The organism is Nocardia sp. NPDC023852, from assembly GCF_040639505.1.
GTDB lineage: Bacteria > Actinomycetota > Actinomycetes > Mycobacteriales > Mycobacteriaceae > Nocardia.
Genome location: NZ_JBFAAB010000001.1, coordinates 811267 through 829524, shown reverse-complemented (window position 1 = coordinate 829524; position 18258 = coordinate 811267). Strand labels below are relative to the sequence as shown.

The following is an 18258-nucleotide window of genomic DNA, read 5'->3' as shown; positions in this document are numbered from 1 at the left end:
TAAATCCGGCGCAATCGACGGTCAGCATGATCGGAGACATGTCTGACGCAGTGACGAGCCGCAGCGGCGGCACCGCCCGAACGGCGTGCTCGTACTGCGGCGTCGGCTGCGGGATCACAGTGCAGACCGCGCCCGGCGACGCGGGTCATCCGGTGATCGCCAAGGTCAGCGGGGACAAAATGCACCCGGCCAACGCGGGAAGGCTGTGCACCAAGGGGGCGACGCACGCCGAGTTGATGCGCACCACCGGACGCATGGAGACCGCCTACCGACGTTCCGAGCGCGGCCAAGTCCCGGTGCCGTTTCCGGTCGACGAGGCCGTGCACGAGGCGGCGACTCGGCTGCGGGCCATCCTGGACGAGCACGGTCCGGACGCCATCGCACTGTACGTCTCGGGGCAGATGTCGCTCGAGGCGCAGTACCTCGCCACCAAACTCGCCAAGGGATACCTGCGCACTGTGCACATCGAGGCCAACTCGCGGCTGTGCATGGCCAGCGCAGGGACCGGATACAAGCAGTCGCTCGGCGCGGACGGGCCGCCTGGCTCCTATGACGACTTCGAGCACGCCGACCTGTTCTTGGTGATCGGCGCCAACATGGCCGACTGTCATCCGATCCTTTTCCTGCGCATGGCCGAGCGACTAGAAGCGGGTGCGAAGCTGATCGTGGTCGACCCACGCCGCACCGATACCGCCGCGCGGGCCGACCTCTTCCTGCAGATCGCGCCGGGCACGGATCTCGCGCTGCTGAACGGATTGCTGCATCTGCTGGTCGACAACGGCGACATCGATGTGGAGTTCATCGCCGCCCAGACCGAAGGCTGGGACGCGATGCCGGAATTCCTCGCCGACTATCCGCCGCAGCGGGTCGCCGAGATCACCGGACTCGCCGAAGCCGACATCCGTACCGCCGCCCGGTGGATCGGCGAGGCGGGCGAATGGATGTCGCTGTGGACGATGGGACTCAACCAGTCCACGCACGGCACCTGGAACACCAACGCGCTGTGCAACCTGCACCTGGCCACCGGCGCCATCTGCCGTCCGGGCAGCGGTCCGTTCTCGCTCACCGGGCAGCCGAACGCCATGGGCGGACGCGAGATGGGCTACATGGGGCCGGGGCTGCCCGGCCAGCGCAGCCTGCTCTCGCCCGCCGACCGCACGTTCGTAGAAACCGCGTGGGGTCTCGAACCCGGCACGCTGCGCACCGAGGCCGGGCCTGGCACGATCGAAATGTTCCGCGGGCTGGCCGAGGGGAAGATCCGGGCGGCGTGGATCATCTGCACCAACCCCGTCGCCACCGTGTCGAATCGGAAGACGGTGATCGCGGGACTGGAAGCCGCCGAGCTGGTGATCGCCCAGGACGCCTACACCGAGACCGCGACCAACGCCTACGCCGACCTGCTGCTGCCCGCCACACTGTGGGCGGAAGCCGATTCCGTGATGGTGAATTCGGAACGCAGCCTCACCCTGCTGCGGCAGTCGGTCCCACCGACCGGCGACGCCCGGCCCGATTGGCGGCTCATCGCCGACATCGCCACCGCCATGGGGTTCCCCGGCTTCGACTTCCCCTCCAGTGCCGATGTTTTCGCGGAGATCGGCCGGTTCGCCAACCCGTCCACCGGCTACGACCTGCGCGGTATGAGCTACGAGGCGCTGCGCGAAGGGCCGATGCAGTGGCCCTGCGCGGAGCCCGAACACAGACGAAACCCGATCCGATACCTGAACGACGGTGTCAGCCAAGATCTTTTCGTCGACGAGAACGGGCATCGGCCCCGGCTTGCCTTCGCCACGCCCAGCCGCCGAGCCGTGTTCTGGCCGCGCCCGCACATGTTGCCGGAGGAGATGCCGGACGACGACTACCCTTTCCTGCTCAACACCGGCCGAGTGCAACACCAGTGGCACACGATGACCAAGACCGGCAAGATCGACAAGCTGACCAAGCTGAACGGCACGCCGTTCGTCGAGGTGCATCCCGCCGATGCCGAGCGACTCGGTCTGCGCGCGGGAGACCAGCTCGAGATCGCCTCACGCCGAGGGAGAGCCGTCCTGCCGGTGCAGGTCAGCGACCGGGTTCGCCAGGGTGACTGCTTCGTTCCGTTCCATTGGAACGACGAGCAGGGTGAATACCTGACCATCAACGCGGTCACCAACGACGCGGTCGACCCGGTGTCGCTACAGCCGGAGTTCAAGGCGTGTGCGGTGGCCTTGCGTCGGGTCGCGGCCGTGCCGGAGGCTCCGGCCGCGTTTCCCGGGGCACCATCAGCACACCCGCTGGCGGCCGTGCTCGGCCTCGACAGTGCGACCGCGCCCACGCTCAGCGAGACCGAACGCATCTACATGAGCGGATATTTGGCTGCGCTGCAATCAATTCCGGTAACCGGTCAGCCGGTCCTTCCGGAGTCGGCTCCGATGTCGGCGCACAGCAGGCTCTGGATCGACGGGTTGCTGGCCGGAATGTACTCGCGCGGCGCGGCAGGCTCGGCACCCCAGACGAGCGACCCGGACGGCGGCGCGATCACCGTGCTGTGGGCGTCGCAGACCGGCACCGCGGAAGAATTCGCCGCGCGCGCCGCTGCGCGCTTGGCCGAGGATGGTTTCCGCCCCAGGCTGCTCGACCTGGATTCTTGCGAGCCGAGCGCGGTGAGCGGCGACGTGCTGGTGATCAGCAGCACCTTCGGCGACGGCGGTCCGCCGGACAACGGCACTTATTTCTGGGATCGGCTGGCCGAGAGCGCGATTCGGCTGACAGACGTGCGGTATGCGGTGTTCGCCCTCGGCGACTCCTCCTACCGCGACTTCTGCGGGTACGGCCGCAAACTCGACGAGAAGTTCGCCGAACTCGGTGCGACGCGGCTGCTTGTGCGCGTCGACAGCGAACCCGACTACGAGGACGCGGCGGCGAGCTGGCTCGATGACGTGCTCGCCACGTTCGGCGACGGTCCACCCAGCTCCCCCACCGATCCGCCGGCACGGACCGGGCGCCCGACGAGCCACGCAGGCGGAGTCGCCACCATGGAGTTGCCGATCGCCGCCCCGGCACTCGGCCGCACCCGCACCAAGCCCGCGCCGTTCACCCGCGCTGCTCCATTGCGCGCGCCGCTGGTGCGCAATCACCTGCTGTCCGGAGGCCGTTCGCCGAAAGAAGTGCGACAGTTCGGGTTCGATGTGACCGGGCTCGACGCCGGCTACGAGGTGGGCGATTCACTCGGTGTCTGGCCGGTGAATTGTTCGTCGCTCGTCACGGAATGGCTCGCGGCCACCGGGCTGGACGGCAGCCGTGTCATCGACGTCGACGACCGCGAGCTGCCGCTCGCCGCGGCGCTGCACACGCACTACGACATCACCAAGGTGAGCCAGGATCTGCTCGGGTTCCTCGCCGACCGCAACCACAGCAACCAGCTCGCCAAACTGCTGCGCAGAGACAATAGGAACGAGCTGGAGAACTACCTGTGGGATCGCCAGGCCGTGGATGTGCTGCGTGATTTCCCGGTGCGCGCGGACCTGGTGGAGTGGCTGGGCACGCTGAAGAAGCTGCAACCGCGCCAGTATTCGATCTCGTCGAGCCCACTGGTCAGCTCGGACGAGGTGCAGCTGACTGTCGGCATTGTGCGCTACGGAGATCCGGCGGCCACCGGTTCAGCGGCCCGGCGCGGCGGGGTGTGCTCAACATTCCTCGCCGATCGGGCAGGCGCCGAAGTCGCGGACGCGGCCGTGCCGATCTTCCTGCAGCGGGCGCCGCACTTCCGCCCGCCCACCGACCCGACAGCACCGATGATCATGGTGGGGCCGGGCACCGGCATCGCACCGTTCCGCGGCTTCCTCCAGGAGCGCAGGGCGCTCGGCTGCACCGGGCGCAACTGGCTGTTCTTCGGCGATCAGCACGCGGCACAGAACTTCTACTACCGCGCCGAGCTGGAGGACATGTTCCGCTCCGGCTTCCTGACCCGACTCGACCTCGCCTTCTCGCGCGACCAGCGAGAGCGGATCTATGTGCAACACCGCATGATCGAGCACGGCGCCGAACTGTGGTCCTGGCTGTGCGATGGCGCCCACTTCTACGTCTGCGGCGACGCAGGCCGCATGGCCGAGGACGTCGACGAAGCCCTGCTGAGGATCGCCCGCATTCACGGCAAACTCGACGAGGACAGCGCTCTCGCCTTCAGAAAGCAGCTGGTCGCCGAAAAGCGTTACGTTCGCGACGTCTACTGAGTTCTGCGCGCGGACGAACCAGGAGGCCTACACCGCGGGTGGGTTCAGGCGGGTGAAGGCGGGGAGACGGTAGTACGGGTAGTAGGGGTAGGGCGGAGTGGTGGCGCCGGCGTTGTCGAGGCGGGCGATCTGGTCGGCGTCGAGTTCCCAGCCGACGGCGCCGAGGTTCTGGCGCAGCTGTTCCTCGTTGCGGGCGCCGACGATGACGGTCGAGACGGTGGGTCGGCGCAACAGCCAGTTGAGGGCGATCTGCGCAACGGTCTTGCCTGTTTCGGCGGCGAGCTCGTCGAGAACATCGACCACGTCGTAGAGCTTTTCGTCATCCACGGGCGGACCGGCCGCGGCCGTCTGGTGCAACCGGCTTCCTTCCGGAAGCGGTTGCCCGCGGCGGATTTTGCCGGTGAGCCTGCCCCACCCGAGCGGACTCCACACGACCGCGCCTACGCCCTGATCCTGCCCGAGCGGCATGAGCTCCCACTCGTAGTCGCGTCCGACCAGCGAGTAGTAGACCTGGTGCGCGACGTACCTGGTCAACCCGCTCCGGTCGGCGGCGGCAAGGGATTTCATCAGCTGCCAGCCCGCGAAGTTCGAGGCGCCGACGTAGCGGATCTTGCCCGAGCGCACCAGATCGTCCAGCGCGGCAACGACTTCCTCCACCGGGGTGCCCGCGTCGAACGCATGCAGCTGGAACAAATCGATGTAGTCGGTGCCGAGCCTGCGCAGCGAGGCCTCCACCGCGCCGATCAGCCTGGCCCGGCCGGAACCGGCGTCCAACGGGCCCGGTCCGGTCGGCAGCGTGGCCTTGGTCGACAGCAGCACCTGATCGCGTCGGCCCTTGACGGCGGCGCCGAGCACCTCTTCGGAAGCGCCGTCGGAGTAGACGTCGGCCGTGTCGAACATGGTGACGCCCGCCTCGAGGCTGATATCGACCAGGCGCCGTGCTTGCTCGGCATCGGTGTCGCCCCAGGCGCTGAACAACTCGCCGCGCCCACCGAAGGTGCCTGCACCGAAGCTCAGGGCCGGGACGAGCAGACCCGAGGCGCCGAGGCGCCGGTACTCCATCTGAGCGTCTACCGTCCGAAGGTTCATGAGACAGCCCTCCTAAAGGATCTATAGTTCCGTTATCGGCTCGAACAGTACACTGACCTCACAGTAAATGAAACTGGAGTTCCGTTATGAAGCAAGACGAAGTCGCGCCCGGTTCAGTCCGCCCCGGTGGACGGACCGCCCGGGTCCGCGAGGCGGTGCTGCGCGTCGCCGGCGACCTGCTCGCCGACCGGGGCTTCGCCCACTTGGACCTCGCCGAGGTCGCAGTGCGGGCCGGGGTCGGCAAAACCACCGTCTACCGCCGCTGGCGCACGCCGACCGGATTGGTCACCGACCTGCTGGTCGACATGGCCGAGCAGTCCGTGCCGCACGCCGATACCGGTTCGCTGCTCGGCGATCTCACCGCCAACGCCCGCCTGGTCGCGAAGACGCTGGCCGACCCCCGCCAGGGCAAGCTCTTCCAGGCGGTCATCGCCGCCGCCACCTGCGATGAGTCCGCCGCCACGGCCTTGCGCCGCTTCTACGACGTGCGGCTCACCGAGTGGTCGGCCTGTGTCGAGGCGGCCGTTGTCCGCGGCGAGGCGCCCGAGGGCACCGACCCGCGTGCGGTGCTGTCCGCGGTGTCCGGCCCGCTCTACTACCGCCTACTCGCCAGCGGTGACCCCCTCGACGACACTGCGGCGACCATGGCCGCCGAAGCCACGACACACGCCGTCACAGCGGGCACATTTGTGACGAGAACATCCGTCACGCCGTCCCGAACCTTCGACTCGCGCCACGCCGCGACAAGCGCCTCGAGCTGAGCCGGGATGCGGGTGCGCCAATCGCCAGGCACCGCGGTCTCCGTCGCACGGGCGGGCCCTGCCGCGACCAAGTCGTAACGGCGAAACGCCCTGGAAAAAGCGGATAATTGGAACCGGCACGCCGGTGCGGACCGCCCGATTCACGGCCGGACGCACGTTGGCGCTGGTGGAGCACCAGCGAACGGAACGGCGCCGCCGGAGAGCGAGTAACCAAATGGTTGCCACCGAGCCGCTCCACGGGCATTCTCGAAGCTGAACGAGTTCGGTGGTCCCACTCGATTGCGGCGTGCCACAGCGGGTATGCCCGATCGAAAGACTTACACGGAGAGGAGCGCACGATGATCGATCGCAGCACGGACGCGGTCCCGGAGGCCGATCTCGCCGAGCAGTCCATTCCGGCGTACCCGGACCAGCCGGTGTACCTCGACGACACACCCGAACCGGACGACAGCGTCGAGCGTGCGGTTATCGAGCGCGACGAGTGGAGCGCCAACCCGGCGGATGTGGCCGAACAGGCGATCCCGGTCCCGCTGGATGACGATCTCGAAGACGACCTCGGCTACTGACCCCGGTCAGGGGAGGATCTTCGCTCGTACCGCGGCGTGCAGCTCGCGCAGGCTGGACCGCTCGGTCGCCACCTCCAGCACCCGCATGCCGTGCGCCTCCCCGGCCAACTCGACGGCCAGCTGCTGAGGATCGACTTGACGGTGCGGGATGCGGTACGCGGCGCACAGCGCGGCGAGATCCATCCCGTGCGGGGTGCCGAAAACCCGCTCGAAGACGCCGGCATACTGCGGGTCGCCCTGCTCGAGCAGCTCGAAGATGCCCCCACCGTCGTCATTGGCGACCACGATGGTCAGTTCACTCGGGCGCGGCTCGCCAGGTCCGAGGAGGAGGCCGGACGCGTCGTGCAGGAAGGTGAGATCGCCGATCAGCGCGATGGTCCGGCCCGCATGGTGCATGGCAGCCCCGACCGCGGTGGACACCGTGCCGTCGATACCCGCGACGCCGCGATTGGACAGCACCTTGACACCCCGCCGCGGATGCGAGACCAGCGCGGCGTCACGCACCGGATTCGAGGCGCCGAGCAGTAATTGGTCGCCGTCGCGCAGCGCGTCCATCACGACCGCGGCGACGTGCAGCCCGGTCGGCTTCGGGTGCCGCGCGAGCTCGGAGCGCACCACCGAGTCGGCCTTCGCGTCCAGTTCGCGGCAGTGTTCCAGCCACCGCGCGCTGGGTGTGCCGCTGATGACCGCACGCGTCCCGGTGCCGAGCACGTTGCCGGACACATCGGGCCAGCGCGGGCCGGTCGTGAGCGCGTACACCATGACGGCAGGATCGGCGAGCACCTTCGAGACCTGGCGGTGCAGGGTGGGGCGACCGGTGATGATCGCCTGCCGCGGCTTCAGCAACGGCAGCGCGAGCGGGTGGAGCGCGGGGCCGTGCAGGGGAGCGGTGGGCTCGGCAACGGTCGGCAGATCCGCTAATTCCGGCCGCAGTCCGGCGCCATGGCCGGAGATCACGACGGTGTCGGGGGTGAGGTCGAGCTCCAGCGGCACGTCCAGCGTCGCGTACTGGCTCTCGGTCCAGGCACGTCCGCCCGCGCGACCCGCAGGAGCGCACTCGTTCGGTGCGAGATCGGGAACCAGCGGCTCACGCAGCGGAATGTCGAAGTGTACTGGGCCCGCGTTGCCGGAGCGGGTGCCTCGGGCCGCCGCGAGCACGCGGCAGACCGCCGAACGCCACTGGCTGTTCTGGTGTCCGTAAGGCCCGCAGTCGGCGTCGCCCGCCTCCTCCTCGGCGAGACCGAGCGAGATAGCCGCGCGGACCTGGCTGCCGAAAAACCCGAACTGTTCGACGGTCTGGTTGGCGCCGGAGCCGAGCATCTCGTAGGGCCGATTGGCGCTGAGCACCACCAGTGGGACCCTGGCGTAATTCGCCTCGAGTACGGCGGGCCCGAGGTTGGCCACCGCGGTCCCCGAGGTCATCACCACCGGTACCGGGAGGTGGCTCGCGACGGCGAGCCCGACGGCGAGGAAGCCCGCCGTCCGTTCATCGATCCGCATGTGCAGCCGCAGCCGCCCGGCCGCATCGGCGGCCTGCAGGGCGAAAGCCAGCGGGGCGTTCCGGGAGCCGGGACACAGGACGACATCCTGTACGCCCCCACGCGCGAGTTCGTCGACGACGACTTGCGCTTGTGCTGTTGACGGATTCACGCCTTCAGCCTCCCAGACACTCTGGCCGCAGTCGCCTTCGGGAGGCTTTCCATCACACTGTGTCGTCACGCACACCATCGCGAATCTATAGCCGACATGGGTGTACGTGAATCCACGTTCGCGGCGCGGCTCGTGTCCGAGCGTCCGCTCGGACACGAGCCATCAAGGGCCAGGAACACGCAGCGCCGAAGGCGCTACACATCGAACACAGAACTCAGGCGTGCTTCTGGACCAGGTCGCCGAGCCGGGGCAGCGCCTCGATGACGTTCTTCTTCGCCGAGGAACGCATCGAGGAGTAGACCTTCTTCAGCGCGGGACGGGTCGAGGCATCGGCACGCGCGTCGGTTACCGCGAGCAACGCCTCGGCGACCTCGTCGGACTTCGCGACGAGCAGATCGGCGAACGTGCCGGAGCCGGACGCCGTGTATTCCTGCCAGAACGGGTCCAGCTGCGCGACGAGTTTGGGCGCCAACGACTCCAGTGCATCAGGCACGATCGACGGGCTGATCTTCTTGACCGCCGCGTAGCCACCCTTCACAGCCAGGCCGGACGCACCACCCTTGTCCGAGACCTCGGCATCAAGAACCTCGACGGCATCGGCGAGAAAGGCCGGGCGCTTGGCGTCGTCGAGCAGGGATTCAGACAGTGCTGCAACCACTTTCAGGTTCCTCCGGATCGGTGTAGATGAACGAGCGAGGGAAACTATACGCACCTGCGCCGGCATTCTCCCGGCTACGGCTGCCAGGGCAGCAACTGCACCATCAGTCCTTCGCAGTCCGCGAGCAGATCGCCCTGCTCATCGAGCAATTCGGCGGTGATGAAAGTTTTTCGACCCTCGATGCGGTCGACGCGCCCGCGAACAGTGAGCGGCGTTTCCAGCGGCGTGATCTTCCGGTAGTTCACGTGCAGATACGCGGTGCGGCTGATCGGCCGTCCCGCGTAGTGCACGATCATGCCGAGCAGATCGTCGAACAGCAACGGGAGCACGCCGCCGTGCGCAGCCCCGTTGCCGCCCAGATGGAAGCGGCGGAATTCCCCTGTCATCCGGATGCCCTCCGGCCCTGCCTCGACGACCTGCCACGGCAGCAGCAGAAGGCTGCCGCGCCCGGGCAATTCGACGGCGCGTCCCGCCGGGCCCTGCAACTCCGGCGCGCGGTAGGGCTCCAGCAGACCGATGAGTTCGCGCGCTTGGGCGAGGGCGTCGCCGAACACCTCGTCCGGTGCGTCCACCGACACCGCGAGATCCTGCAGCGTTCGCATCGCCTCGACGAACGAGCCGAAGTTCGGCCCGGCCTGCGCGCGGGAGACCTTGGGAAATCCCCCGTGCTGCTCGTAGCGGGACTCGTCTACCGCGCTCCGGTCGATAACCGGTTTCACTCGCTCGCTCATACCTGCACGGTAACGCGTCGTTTTACACCGTCAAATCGAGGCCGCCGCTAGGGGCGTTCGCGATGAAGTCGCCCGCGGCGGTCGCTCGGACGCGAGCCATCAAGGGGCTGCGGACACGCAGCGCCGCAGGCGCTGCAAAGCACCACCGCGCAATAATCACAGGCGTGACGTTCACCCCGAAGCTGTGGCGACCCGTTCCCGGGTTCGAGAATCTGACCGACATCACCTACCACCGACACATCGAGCAGGGCACCGTACGCGTCGCGTTCGATCGGCCGGAGGTGCGCAATGCGTTCCGCCCGCATACGGTCGACGAACTCTTCCGTGCCCTCGACCACGCCAGGATGACCCCGGACGTCGGCGCGGTGCTGATCACCGGCAACGGCCCCAGCCCGAAGGACGGCGGCTGGGCCTTCTGCTCCGGCGGCGACCAGCGCATCCGCGGACGCAGCGGCTACCAGTACGCGAGCGGCGACACCGCGGACACAGTGGACCGGGCCCGCGCGGGCCGGTTGCACATCCTGGAGGTGCAGCGGCTGATCCGATTCATGCCGAAGGTGGTCATCGCGTTGGTGAACGGCTGGGCCGCGGGCGGAGGGCACAGCCTGCACGTGGTCTGCGACCTCACCCTGGCCAGCCGCGAACACGCCCGCTTCAAACAGACCGACGCCGACGTGGGCAGCTTCGACGGCGGCTACGGCAGCGCGTACCTGGCCAAGATGGTCGGCCAGAAGTTCGCGCGCGAGATCTTCTTCCTGGGTCGTCCGTACACGGCGGAGGAGATGCATCAGATGGGCGCGGTCAACAAGGTGGTCGACCATGCCGAACTGGAAGACGTCGCGCTGGAATGGACCGCCGACATCAACGGCAAATCCCCGCAGGCGCAACGGATGCTGAAGTACGCGTTCAACCTGGTCGACGATGGGCTGGTCGGCCAGCAGCTGTTCGCCGGCGAGGCGACCAGGATGGCCTACATGACCGATGAGGCCGTCGAGGGCCGCGACGCCTTCCTGGAGAAGCGCGCACCGGACTGGGCCCCCTACCCATGGCACTTCTGACATGGACGTCCTGAGCAGCCGTATCATCTTGCGGCCCGCCGACTACGCGTCGACTCTCGCCTTCTACCGCGACGGGCTGGAACTGGCCATCGCGCGGGAATACCCCGGCGGCACGGTCTTGTTCGCGGGCCAATCGCTGATCGAGGTAGCCGCCCACGGCGGATCGGGGGACTCCTCGTCGTTCCAGGGCGCCATCTGGCTCCAGGTCCGCGATGTGTCCGACGCCGCCGCGCAACTCGCGCTGAAGGGGATCGCGATCGAACGGCCACCGGTGCAGGAGCCGTGGGGTCTGATCGAGATGTGGGTGCGCGATCCGGATGGGGTGCCGATCGTCTTCGTAGAGGTCCCGCCCTCGCATCCAATTCGACGGGATTCCCGCTGGTCAGCGGAGTGAAGACGGTCTCATTTGGTAATCCGGCGCGCACCGCCGAGTTGCCAACGCGGCAGCCTGCGAGGACGATAACGCTCGATGGCCACCCGACCGCCGACGTCCGAGTGGGCTGTGTCCGCGTTCCGTCCGACGAGTGAATCGCAGTCTCGATGCCTGGCGAACCAGAGTCCCGATCCGTCCGGATGGCCGCGACTGTCGCGCGCCACCCCGGCAAACCCACCCATTCCGCGTGCGGCGACGCGGGCATGACACGATCCCTACCGTGAGGGAGCGCAGCGAGCGAGCCATAACCACAGCGCCTCTGGGCATAACGGGGCCGAGCGCCCCCGAGGCGAAGTCGTGAGCAGGATACTGCGAACCTTGCCGATGCCCACCGGATCCGGCGTCCGCGACATCATGCCGCATCTGCGGGAAGCGCTGGAGGGCAGCGGGTCCGCGTGGTTACCGATACCCACCACCGACCGTCGCGAGGCACGCCGCCTGAGCGACGCGCTGTCGCCGGCCGAGCCGATCGACGACGAGGTGGCCCTCGTGGTAACCACCTCCGGTACCACGGGCGTGCCGAAAGGCGCGATGCTCAGCGCGTCCGCGCTGCGTGCCAGCGGCACCGCGACGCACGACCGCCTCGGCGGTCCCGGTAGCTGGCTGCTCGCCCTGCCGACCCACCACATCGCGGGCATCCAGGTGCTGCTGCGCAGCATTCTGGCAGGAACCGAACCCACGGTGCTCGACGTGTCCGGCGGATTCCTGCCCGAGGCGCTGGCGGGCGCGATCTCCGGGATGCGCGGTGAACGCCGATACACGGCGCTGGTCCCGACGCAGTTGATCAAAATTTTGGACGCGCCGGCGGCGGCCGCGGCGCTTGCCCAGCTCGACGGCGTGCTCGTCGGCGGCGCGGCCACCCCGCTTCCGGTCTACGAGCGCGCGAGAGACGCCGGTATCACCGTGGTTCGCACTTACGGCATGAGCGAGACCTGCGGCGGCTGCGTGTACGACGGCGTCCCGTTGAACGGCACGAAGGTGCGCGTCGAGGACGGCCGGGTGGTACTCGGGGGCGCGATGATCGCCTCCGGCTACCGCAACCAGCCCGATCATCCCGCCTTCGCCGAACCCGGCTGGTTCCGCACCGAAGACGCGGGCACGTTCGACGACGGCGTGCTACGGATCACCGGACGGCTCGACGAGGCGATCGCGACCGGCGGCTTGCTGGTGCTCCCGCAGGTAGTCGAGGCGGTGCTGATCACCCACCCGGCGATCAGCGAGGTCGTGGTACTCGGACTGCCGGACGAACGGCTGGGGCAACGGGTCGCCGCCGCTGTGGTGCCGGCCGCGGGCGCGACGCCGAGCCTCGCCGAGCTGCGCGACCACGTGATGGCGGCCCTGGATTCCACCGCGGCGCCACGCGAACTGGCATTGCTCGACGAGATCCCGCTGCGCGGGCCGGGCAAACCCGACCGCGTCAAGCTACGCGAATACCTACTCGCCGACTCGACGCCTTAGGCCCAAGTCGACCCCACTCCCCCGCCTCCAAGCCGAACCGAGACCGAGCAATAGACCTGCCCAGTGCTGGCAGGCTCGACCAAACGACGCCACTCTCCACCACCTACCGCAACCACACCGGCCCGACTCCAGGGGCCGCGAACCCCGCCGCGCCCGCGCGGCCGAAGACAGCGCCGTGCAAGAGCGGTGCAAGTCCAGGCCGCCACAGTCGTGGGCATGACATCTTTCGCACCGAATGCAGCGCTCGCCGTCGAGGCGGACGGCCTGGTCAAGGTGTTCGGGGAACAGCGCGCCGTCGACGGAGTGAGCCTCGCAGTACCACAGGGCTCGGTGTACGGCGTGCTCGGACCGAACGGCGCCGGCAAGACCACGACGATCCGCATGCTCGCGACCCTGTTGCGGCCGAATGGCGGCAGCGGCCGCATCTTCGGCCACGATGTGGTCAGAGAGCCGACCGCCGTCCGATCCCTGATCGGCGTCACCGGGCAGTACGCCTCTGTCGACGAGGACCTCAGCGCCACCGAGAATCTGGTCGTCTTCGCCCGCCTGCTCGGCCTGAGCCGGATCGACGCTCGGCGTAAGGCGGTCGAGCTGCTGGACGAATTCGACCTCGCCGAGGCTGCGAGCAAGCCGCTGAAGAATTTCTCCGGCGGCATGCGGCGCAGGCTCGACCTGGCGGCCAGCTTGATCGCGACCCCACCGCTGCTGTTCCTGGACGAGCCGACCACCGGGCTGGATCCGCGCACCCGCGCCCAGATGTGGGAGACCATCCGCCGTCTGGTCCGCGAGGGCGCCACGGTGTTGCTCACCACGCAGTATCTGGAGGAGGCCGACCAGCTGGCCGACCGGATCGCGGTGATCGACCGCGGCAAGGTGATCGCCGACGGCACCGCCGACGAGCTCAAGGCCTCGGTGGGCGGTTCCTCGCTGCACCTGACCTTGGTCGACCGCGGCCAGCTCGACGAGGTGCGCCGCATCGTCGCCGACTTCCTCGGCACCGAACCTCAGATCTCCCCGGAGGCGGGCAGGCTCACCGCGCCGATGCCCGACGCGGGCGTCACCGCCGATCTGCTGATCCGCCTGCGCGAGTGGGAGATCGGGGTCGACTAGATCACCGTGAGCAAACCGAGCCTGGACGAGGTCTTCCTCACCATCACCGGCCACCCGGCCGAAGACAACAGCGACGACGACTCCGAAAGGAGCGCGGCATGACCACCCTCACCGCGACCGAAACCACCGCGCGTCATGCGGTGCCCGCACCGATTCCCGACGTGCGCAACCATATTCCGCTCGGGCAGGCGGTAGCGAACTCGTTCACCATGGCTTACCGCGGCTTGCTGAAGATCAAGCACAACCCGGAGCAGCTGTTCGACGTCACCGTGCAGCCGATCCTGTTCACCGCGTTGTTCGCCTACATCTTCGGCGGCGCGATCGGTGGCAGTGTGAAGGACTATCTGCCGATCCTGATCCCCGGCATTCTGGTGCAGACGGTGGTACTCACCTCGGTCGTCACCGGCACCCAGTTGCGCGAGGACATGGACAAGGGCGTCTTCGACCGGTTCAAATCTCTCCCGATTGCTCGCATTTCGGCACTGGCGGGAGCGCTGATCGCGGATATGGCGCGCTACGTCATCGCGACAGTGCTGACCATCCTCGTCGGACTGTGCATCGGCTACCGTCCGGACGGCGGCGTGCTGGGCGTGATCGCGGCGGGCCTGGTCATCGTGGCCTGCTCGTTCGCGATCAGCTGGATCTGGGCGTTGGTCGGTGTCACCGGTAAGAGCGCGGCGGGTGTGCAGGGCATCTCGATGATGATCATGTTCCCGCTGACCTTCATGTCCGGGGCCTTCGCGCTGGTGGGCACGATGCCAGGCTGGATGCAGGCGATCAATCACGCGAACCCGGTGTACTACATGGTGAACGCGTGCCGCGCGCTGATGAATGGCAACGCTTACGGCACCGACCTGGCCTGGTCGCTGATCGGCGCCGTGGTAGTCATCGCGATCTTCGCCCCGCTGACCGTCAAGGCGTACATGCGCCGGGCGTAAGGCACATACGATGCGCACGCCGGGTGACACGAACCAGTCTCACCCGGCGTGCCGTCGTCGGTCCATGGTGCGCGGCGGCTGTGTCGCCCCGACGGGCGTCGTGGCCGAATGTCACCGGATATCCACCGAGTGTGCCGCGATAGCGCGTCAGCGGGCCTCGTTCAGCTCGTGCAGTATCCGCATTATGCGGTCGGCGGAGTCCTTGCGGCGCAGATGGCCGACCCGCTCACGCGCCTCGGCGACCCGGCCGGCGCCGAGCGCCGCGCCGGCCGCATCCGCGTGCCCAGCCCAGCGCATCGAGGGAAAGTCTTGGCGGCAGAACACATTCGGCGCCAGCGCGAGCAGCTCGAGACCGCGCGGAACATATCGGTCGACGGCGATGAGGTACGAGCCGACCGCACAGGCGACGGCGCCGATCTGCGGCAGGTCCTGATACTGCGTCATACTCGGCAGGGTGACCTCGACCAGCTCCGCGACCAGGGTCGCGGCAGAGTCGGCGGCGCCGTAGAGCACCTTCGCGTCGAGCGCCGCCGCAGCGAGCATCAAAGCCCCCGGTCCGGGCTCGAGCACGCTGTCGGGCCAGCCGTACAGCTCGAGCGCACGCTGGTAGCGATACAGCCCACCGTTGATATCGCCCTCCGCGAACGCCACCTCGGCCGAACTCTGCACGACCGTTGCCAGCAGCCGATTCTGTCCGCCGGTCGAACTGTCCACGTCCGACGTGCCGAGCGCGAGGTCGAGTTCGTGCGCGGCCTGCTCCAGCTCACCGATACCGACCAGCGAGGCCACCAACATGCTGCGGGTCTCCACCGTGTCCTCGTAGGCGCCGAGCCGCTGCAGCATGTCCAGCGAACGACGGTAGTACGTCACCGATTCGGCGTACTGAGCGATCTGACCGCAGACCTGGCCGAGGTGCCTGCACACCATGGCCACGCTCCAGACGTTGTTGTGCCCGAAGATTTCCAGTGCCCGGATCGCGTCGACGGTCGAGCCGCGCACGTCGCCGAGGTTCTCCCTGATGTTGGCGCGCAGCAGCAATGCGGTGGCCCTTGTCTCCTGATCGCTCGATCGAAGTGCGTGAGCGATCAGCCTGCCGAGACCACCGCCGTCGGGCCGAACGAGCACCACTCGGCCGATGAACCGGTTGTTCTCGGTGAGATCGGTGCGGTCGCGCAGCAATCGGCGCACGCGCAGGCGCAGCTGTGCGAGCGCGCGAGCACCCCCACCGGTGTAGGCGAGATGCAGGAACATCATCTGGTACGTGGTGAGCACCAGATCCGACCGCGGCGCGTCGGGACCGAATACGGCCGGCTCCAGGTCGATGACCCGCGCGGCCCAGTTGACCACCTCGGTGTGCGAGCCGCGAATCACCCATATCGTCGCGACGACCGGGAAGACCGTGTACGCCGTCGCGGCGTCCCCCCGTTCGATCGCACAGCGCAATGCCGCGAGCAGGTTGTCCAACTCCATCGCGACCGAAAGCGCCAGCTCGATCTGGTCGCCGGTCAGATATCGACGCGCAACGTCGTCGGCATAGTTCGTGGCCCACCGCATTATCGCGATGTCGACCGATTCGGCCTCCCCCGCGGTGTGGGCGAGCTGCTCCTCGCCGTATTCCCGCACGGTTTCCAGCATCCGATAGCGGGTGCCGAGCACCTCGTCGTCCAGCACGGCGAGCAGGGACTGATTGACCAGGCCGTCGACGGCGGCGGCGACGTCGTCCACCGCCGCCGCGCCCGCCACGGCCTCGGCGGCCGAGAGCGTGAAACCGGCCGGGAATCGGCATAATCGGCGCAGCGTCACCTGCTGCGCGGTGTCGAGCAGGTTCCAGCTCCAGTCGATCACGGCGTGCAATGTGCGATGTCGTTCGGGCGAGCTACGGTCGCCGTGGCGCAGCAGAGCGAAGCGATCGGCCAGCCGCTCGTTGATCTCCTCGACGCTCATCACGCGCACCCGTGCGGCGGCCAGCTCGATGGCCAGCGGCAGCCCGTCGAGGGTGTGGCACAGCTGGGCGACGACATCCGGGTCCAGCCGGACGCCGGGGCGCACCGCCCTGGCGCGCGCCGCGAAGAGCTCGGTCGCGGGCGAGCCGGCCGGGTCGATCGTCAAGGGCGGCAGTGGATACACAGTCTCGGCGGTGATCATCAGCGGCGCGCGGCTGGTGGTGAGCACGGTCAGCCGGTCCGCGATGCCGATCAGATCAGCGACGACCACGGCGACGGCGTCTATCAGGTGCTCGCAGTTGTCCAGGATGAGCAGCATCGAGCGGGCCGATATCGCGTCGCGCAGCCGCTGACGGGCATCGAGCGCCTGCCTGGTACGCAATGTGGCGGAGTCGAAGGTGACGTCGCTCAGGCCGAGCACCGCGGCGATCGCCGTTTCGATCTCGACTCTGGCGTCGTCGCCCTCCGCACGCACCGAGGCCAGTTCGACCAGTACCACCGGGCGGGAGGCCGCCACGCGCGCACCGATCTCGTTGCCGACCCTGGTCTTTCCCGAGCCGCCCGGGCCGAGGATGGTGATCACGCGGGAATCGCGCAACAGTTCTTCGAGCGCGGTCAGATCGTCCATGCGGCCGAGCAGCATGTTGGGCGCGGCACGCAGCCCGATCGCGGCGGGTTGCTGGAATTGCGCCGCCGCGACGATGTTCTCGCCCGAGGACAGCGCGCCTGCAGCGGCCGAGGTCGGCGCACCGCCGGAGGAAGACCGCGGCGCGAGGTCGGCGCCGCACACCGGCTCGCCGCGCAATATCGCGGTGTTCAACGCTACGAGCGCAGGACCGGGGTCCGTACCGAGGTGCTCGGCCAACCGGGAACGAAAGGCCGCGAAGGATTCCAGCGCCTCGTTGGCGTGGCCCGCCGCGGCGAGCAGGCACATCAGGGTGTGCTGTGCGGGTTCGTCCAACGGGTCGGTGGCGTTTCGTCGGCGAGCCAGGCGCAGTGCGCCGTCGATGTCGCCGACGGACTCGCGCACGGCCAGCTCGAGCGCATCCAGTTCGGCGAGCCCGTGTGCGGCGGCGGTGCGCAGCTCGTCGGCGAGGTCACCGGCGGGCAGGTCGGCGCCGGGTTCCCCGCGCCACAAACCTCGTGCCTGCCACACCGCGTCCAGGCACCCGGTCGGATCGCCCGCCGTCCGGCAGGCACGCGCCCGCCGCACCAGCACGCCGACCAGGCTCAGATCGACCTGATCGGTGCCCATGCTCAACCGGTAGCCCGCGGGCCCGATCTCCAGCGCTCCGTCGGGCAGGGTGGAGCGGAGCCGGGAAACCTGGGTATGTAGCGCATTCATCGGCGCCCTCGGCGGCTGCTCGCCCCACACGTCGTCGATCAGTGCCTGTGCGCTGCGGCTGCGGCTGCGGCCCGTCCGCAAGGCGAGCGCCGCGAGCAGCAGTCGCGAGCGCGTGCCCGGCACAGGTGTCAGCGCGCCGTCACGGCGCAGCGCGATTTCGCCCAGCAGGGCCACCACGACCGATTCGACTGCGGGCGCCGTCACGGGGTGACTGTGGCCGTTCGGGCCGCTCTGATCCGGAAACATCCCGCGGTCATCGTATGCGAGCTGGACTGATCGGCCGACATGATTTCTTTGCCCCTGTTCCGAG

The 18258-nt window shown here is 68.4% G+C and carries 12 protein-coding genes and 1 pseudogene; 8 read left to right on the top strand and 5 right to left on the bottom strand.

Annotated elements, in window-relative coordinates:
* Nucleotides 1-38 precede the first annotated feature (38 nt).
* Complete coding sequence (locus tag AB0H00_RS03805; protein WP_357260218.1) at nucleotides 39-4208, top strand: bifunctional nitrate reductase/sulfite reductase flavoprotein subunit alpha; 4170 nt, start codon at nucleotides 39-41, stop codon at nucleotides 4206-4208.
* Nucleotides 4209-4235: 27 nt separating this feature from the next.
* Here AB0H00_RS03805 and AB0H00_RS03800 read toward each other — a convergent pair whose 3' ends face one another.
* On the bottom strand, nucleotides 4236-5270 hold the full coding sequence (locus tag AB0H00_RS03800; protein ID WP_357260460.1) for an aldo/keto reductase: 1035 nt from the start codon (nucleotides 5268-5270) through the stop codon (nucleotides 4236-4238).
* A gap of 113 nt (nucleotides 5271-5383) precedes the next feature.
* Here AB0H00_RS03800 and AB0H00_RS03795 point away from each other — a divergent pair, with 113 nt between their 5' ends.
* Together AB0H00_RS03795 and AB0H00_RS03790 are read left to right on the top strand one after the other, a co-directional pair.
* On the top strand, nucleotides 5384-6058 hold the full coding sequence (locus tag AB0H00_RS03795; RefSeq protein ID WP_357260215.1) for a TetR/AcrR family transcriptional regulator: 675 nt from the start codon (nucleotides 5384-5386) through the stop codon (nucleotides 6056-6058).
* Nucleotides 6059-6396: 338 nt separating this feature from the next.
* On the top strand, nucleotides 6397-6624 hold the full coding sequence (locus tag AB0H00_RS03790) for a hypothetical protein (protein ID WP_357260212.1): 228 nt from the start codon (nucleotides 6397-6399) through the stop codon (nucleotides 6622-6624).
* Between the two features lie 6 nt (nucleotides 6625-6630).
* Here the strand turns inward: AB0H00_RS03790 and menD are convergent, their stop codons facing one another.
* The 3 genes from menD to AB0H00_RS03775 form a co-directional block, all read right to left on the bottom strand.
* The gene (menD, locus tag AB0H00_RS03785) at nucleotides 6631-8274 is read right to left on the bottom strand and encodes a 2-succinyl-5-enolpyruvyl-6-hydroxy-3-cyclohexene-1-carboxylic-acid synthase (protein ID WP_357260209.1); all 1644 of its coding nucleotides are present in this window, start codon (nucleotides 8272-8274) and stop codon (nucleotides 6631-6633) included.
* Between the two features lie 214 nt (nucleotides 8275-8488).
* Complete coding sequence (locus AB0H00_RS03780) at nucleotides 8489-8932, bottom strand: hypothetical protein (protein WP_357260206.1); 444 nt, start codon at nucleotides 8930-8932, stop codon at nucleotides 8489-8491.
* Nucleotides 8933-9006: 74 nt separating this feature from the next.
* Nucleotides 9007-9663 (bottom strand): PaaI family thioesterase, encoded by a 657-nt coding sequence (locus AB0H00_RS03775; protein ID WP_357260203.1) that lies wholly within the window; start codon nucleotides 9661-9663, stop codon nucleotides 9007-9009.
* A gap of 164 nt (nucleotides 9664-9827) precedes the next feature.
* On the opposite strand from AB0H00_RS03775, the gene AB0H00_RS03770 reads away from it, so the two are divergent.
* The 5 genes and pseudogenes from AB0H00_RS03770 (at nucleotide 9828) to AB0H00_RS03750 (ending at nucleotide 14660) form a co-directional block, all read left to right on the top strand.
* Nucleotides 9828-10721, top strand: a complete 894-nt coding sequence (locus tag AB0H00_RS03770) for a 1,4-dihydroxy-2-naphthoyl-CoA synthase (protein ID WP_357260200.1) — start codon at nucleotides 9828-9830, stop codon at nucleotides 10719-10721.
* Nucleotide 10722: 1 nt separating this feature from the next.
* Nucleotides 10723-11115: a VOC family protein gene (locus AB0H00_RS03765; protein ID WP_357260197.1), complete on the top strand. Its 393-nt coding sequence runs from the start codon at nucleotides 10723-10725 to the stop codon at nucleotides 11113-11115.
* Nucleotides 11116-11478: 363 nt separating this feature from the next.
* Nucleotides 11479-12612 carry an o-succinylbenzoate--CoA ligase gene (gene menE, locus AB0H00_RS03760; RefSeq protein ID WP_357260458.1) on the top strand — a complete coding sequence of 378 codons (1134 nt, stop codon included), beginning with the start codon at nucleotides 11479-11481 and terminating at the stop codon, nucleotides 12610-12612.
* 216 nt (nucleotides 12613-12828) lie between these two features.
* Nucleotides 12829-13824 (top strand): annotated as a pseudogene (locus AB0H00_RS03755) (ATP-binding cassette domain-containing protein).
* Entirely contained in the window at nucleotides 13821-14660 is an 840-nt protein-coding gene (locus AB0H00_RS03750) for an ABC transporter permease (RefSeq protein WP_357260194.1), read from the top strand. Before AB0H00_RS03755 ends, AB0H00_RS03750 begins: the two are co-directional and overlap by 4 nt.
* 147 nt (nucleotides 14661-14807) lie before the next feature.
* Here the strand turns inward: AB0H00_RS03750 and AB0H00_RS03745 are convergent, their stop codons facing one another.
* Complete coding sequence (locus AB0H00_RS03745; RefSeq protein WP_357260191.1) at nucleotides 14808-18152, bottom strand: BTAD domain-containing putative transcriptional regulator; 3345 nt, start codon at nucleotides 18150-18152, stop codon at nucleotides 14808-14810.
* Between the last annotated feature and the right edge of the window lie 106 nt (nucleotides 18153-18258).

Excerpts from the sequence above, each read along its gene's own strand:
- AB0H00_RS03765 (WP_357260197.1), top strand. The coding sequence starts at position 10,723 with ATGGACGTCCTGAGCAGCCGTATCATCTTGCGGCCCGCCGACTACGCG.
- AB0H00_RS03775 (WP_357260203.1), bottom strand. The coding sequence starts at position 9,663 with ATGAGCGAGCGAGTGAAACCGGTTATCGACCGGAGCGCGGTAGACGAG.
- AB0H00_RS03795 (WP_357260215.1), top strand. The coding sequence starts at position 5,384 with ATGAAGCAAGACGAAGTCGCGCCCGGTTCAGTCCGCCCCGGTGGACGG.
- menE (WP_357260458.1), top strand. The coding sequence starts at position 11,479 with ATGCCCACCGGATCCGGCGTCCGCGACATCATGCCGCATCTGCGGGAA.
- AB0H00_RS03750 (WP_357260194.1), top strand. The coding sequence starts at position 13,821 with ATGACCACCCTCACCGCGACCGAAACCACCGCGCGTCATGCGGTGCCC.
- AB0H00_RS03790 (WP_357260212.1), top strand. The coding sequence starts at position 6,397 with ATGATCGATCGCAGCACGGACGCGGTCCCGGAGGCCGATCTCGCCGAG.
- AB0H00_RS03805 (WP_357260218.1), top strand. The coding sequence starts at position 39 with ATGTCTGACGCAGTGACGAGCCGCAGCGGCGGCACCGCCCGAACGGCG.
- AB0H00_RS03800 (WP_357260460.1), bottom strand. The coding sequence starts at position 5,270 with ATGGAGTACCGGCGCCTCGGCGCCTCGGGTCTGCTCGTCCCGGCCCTG.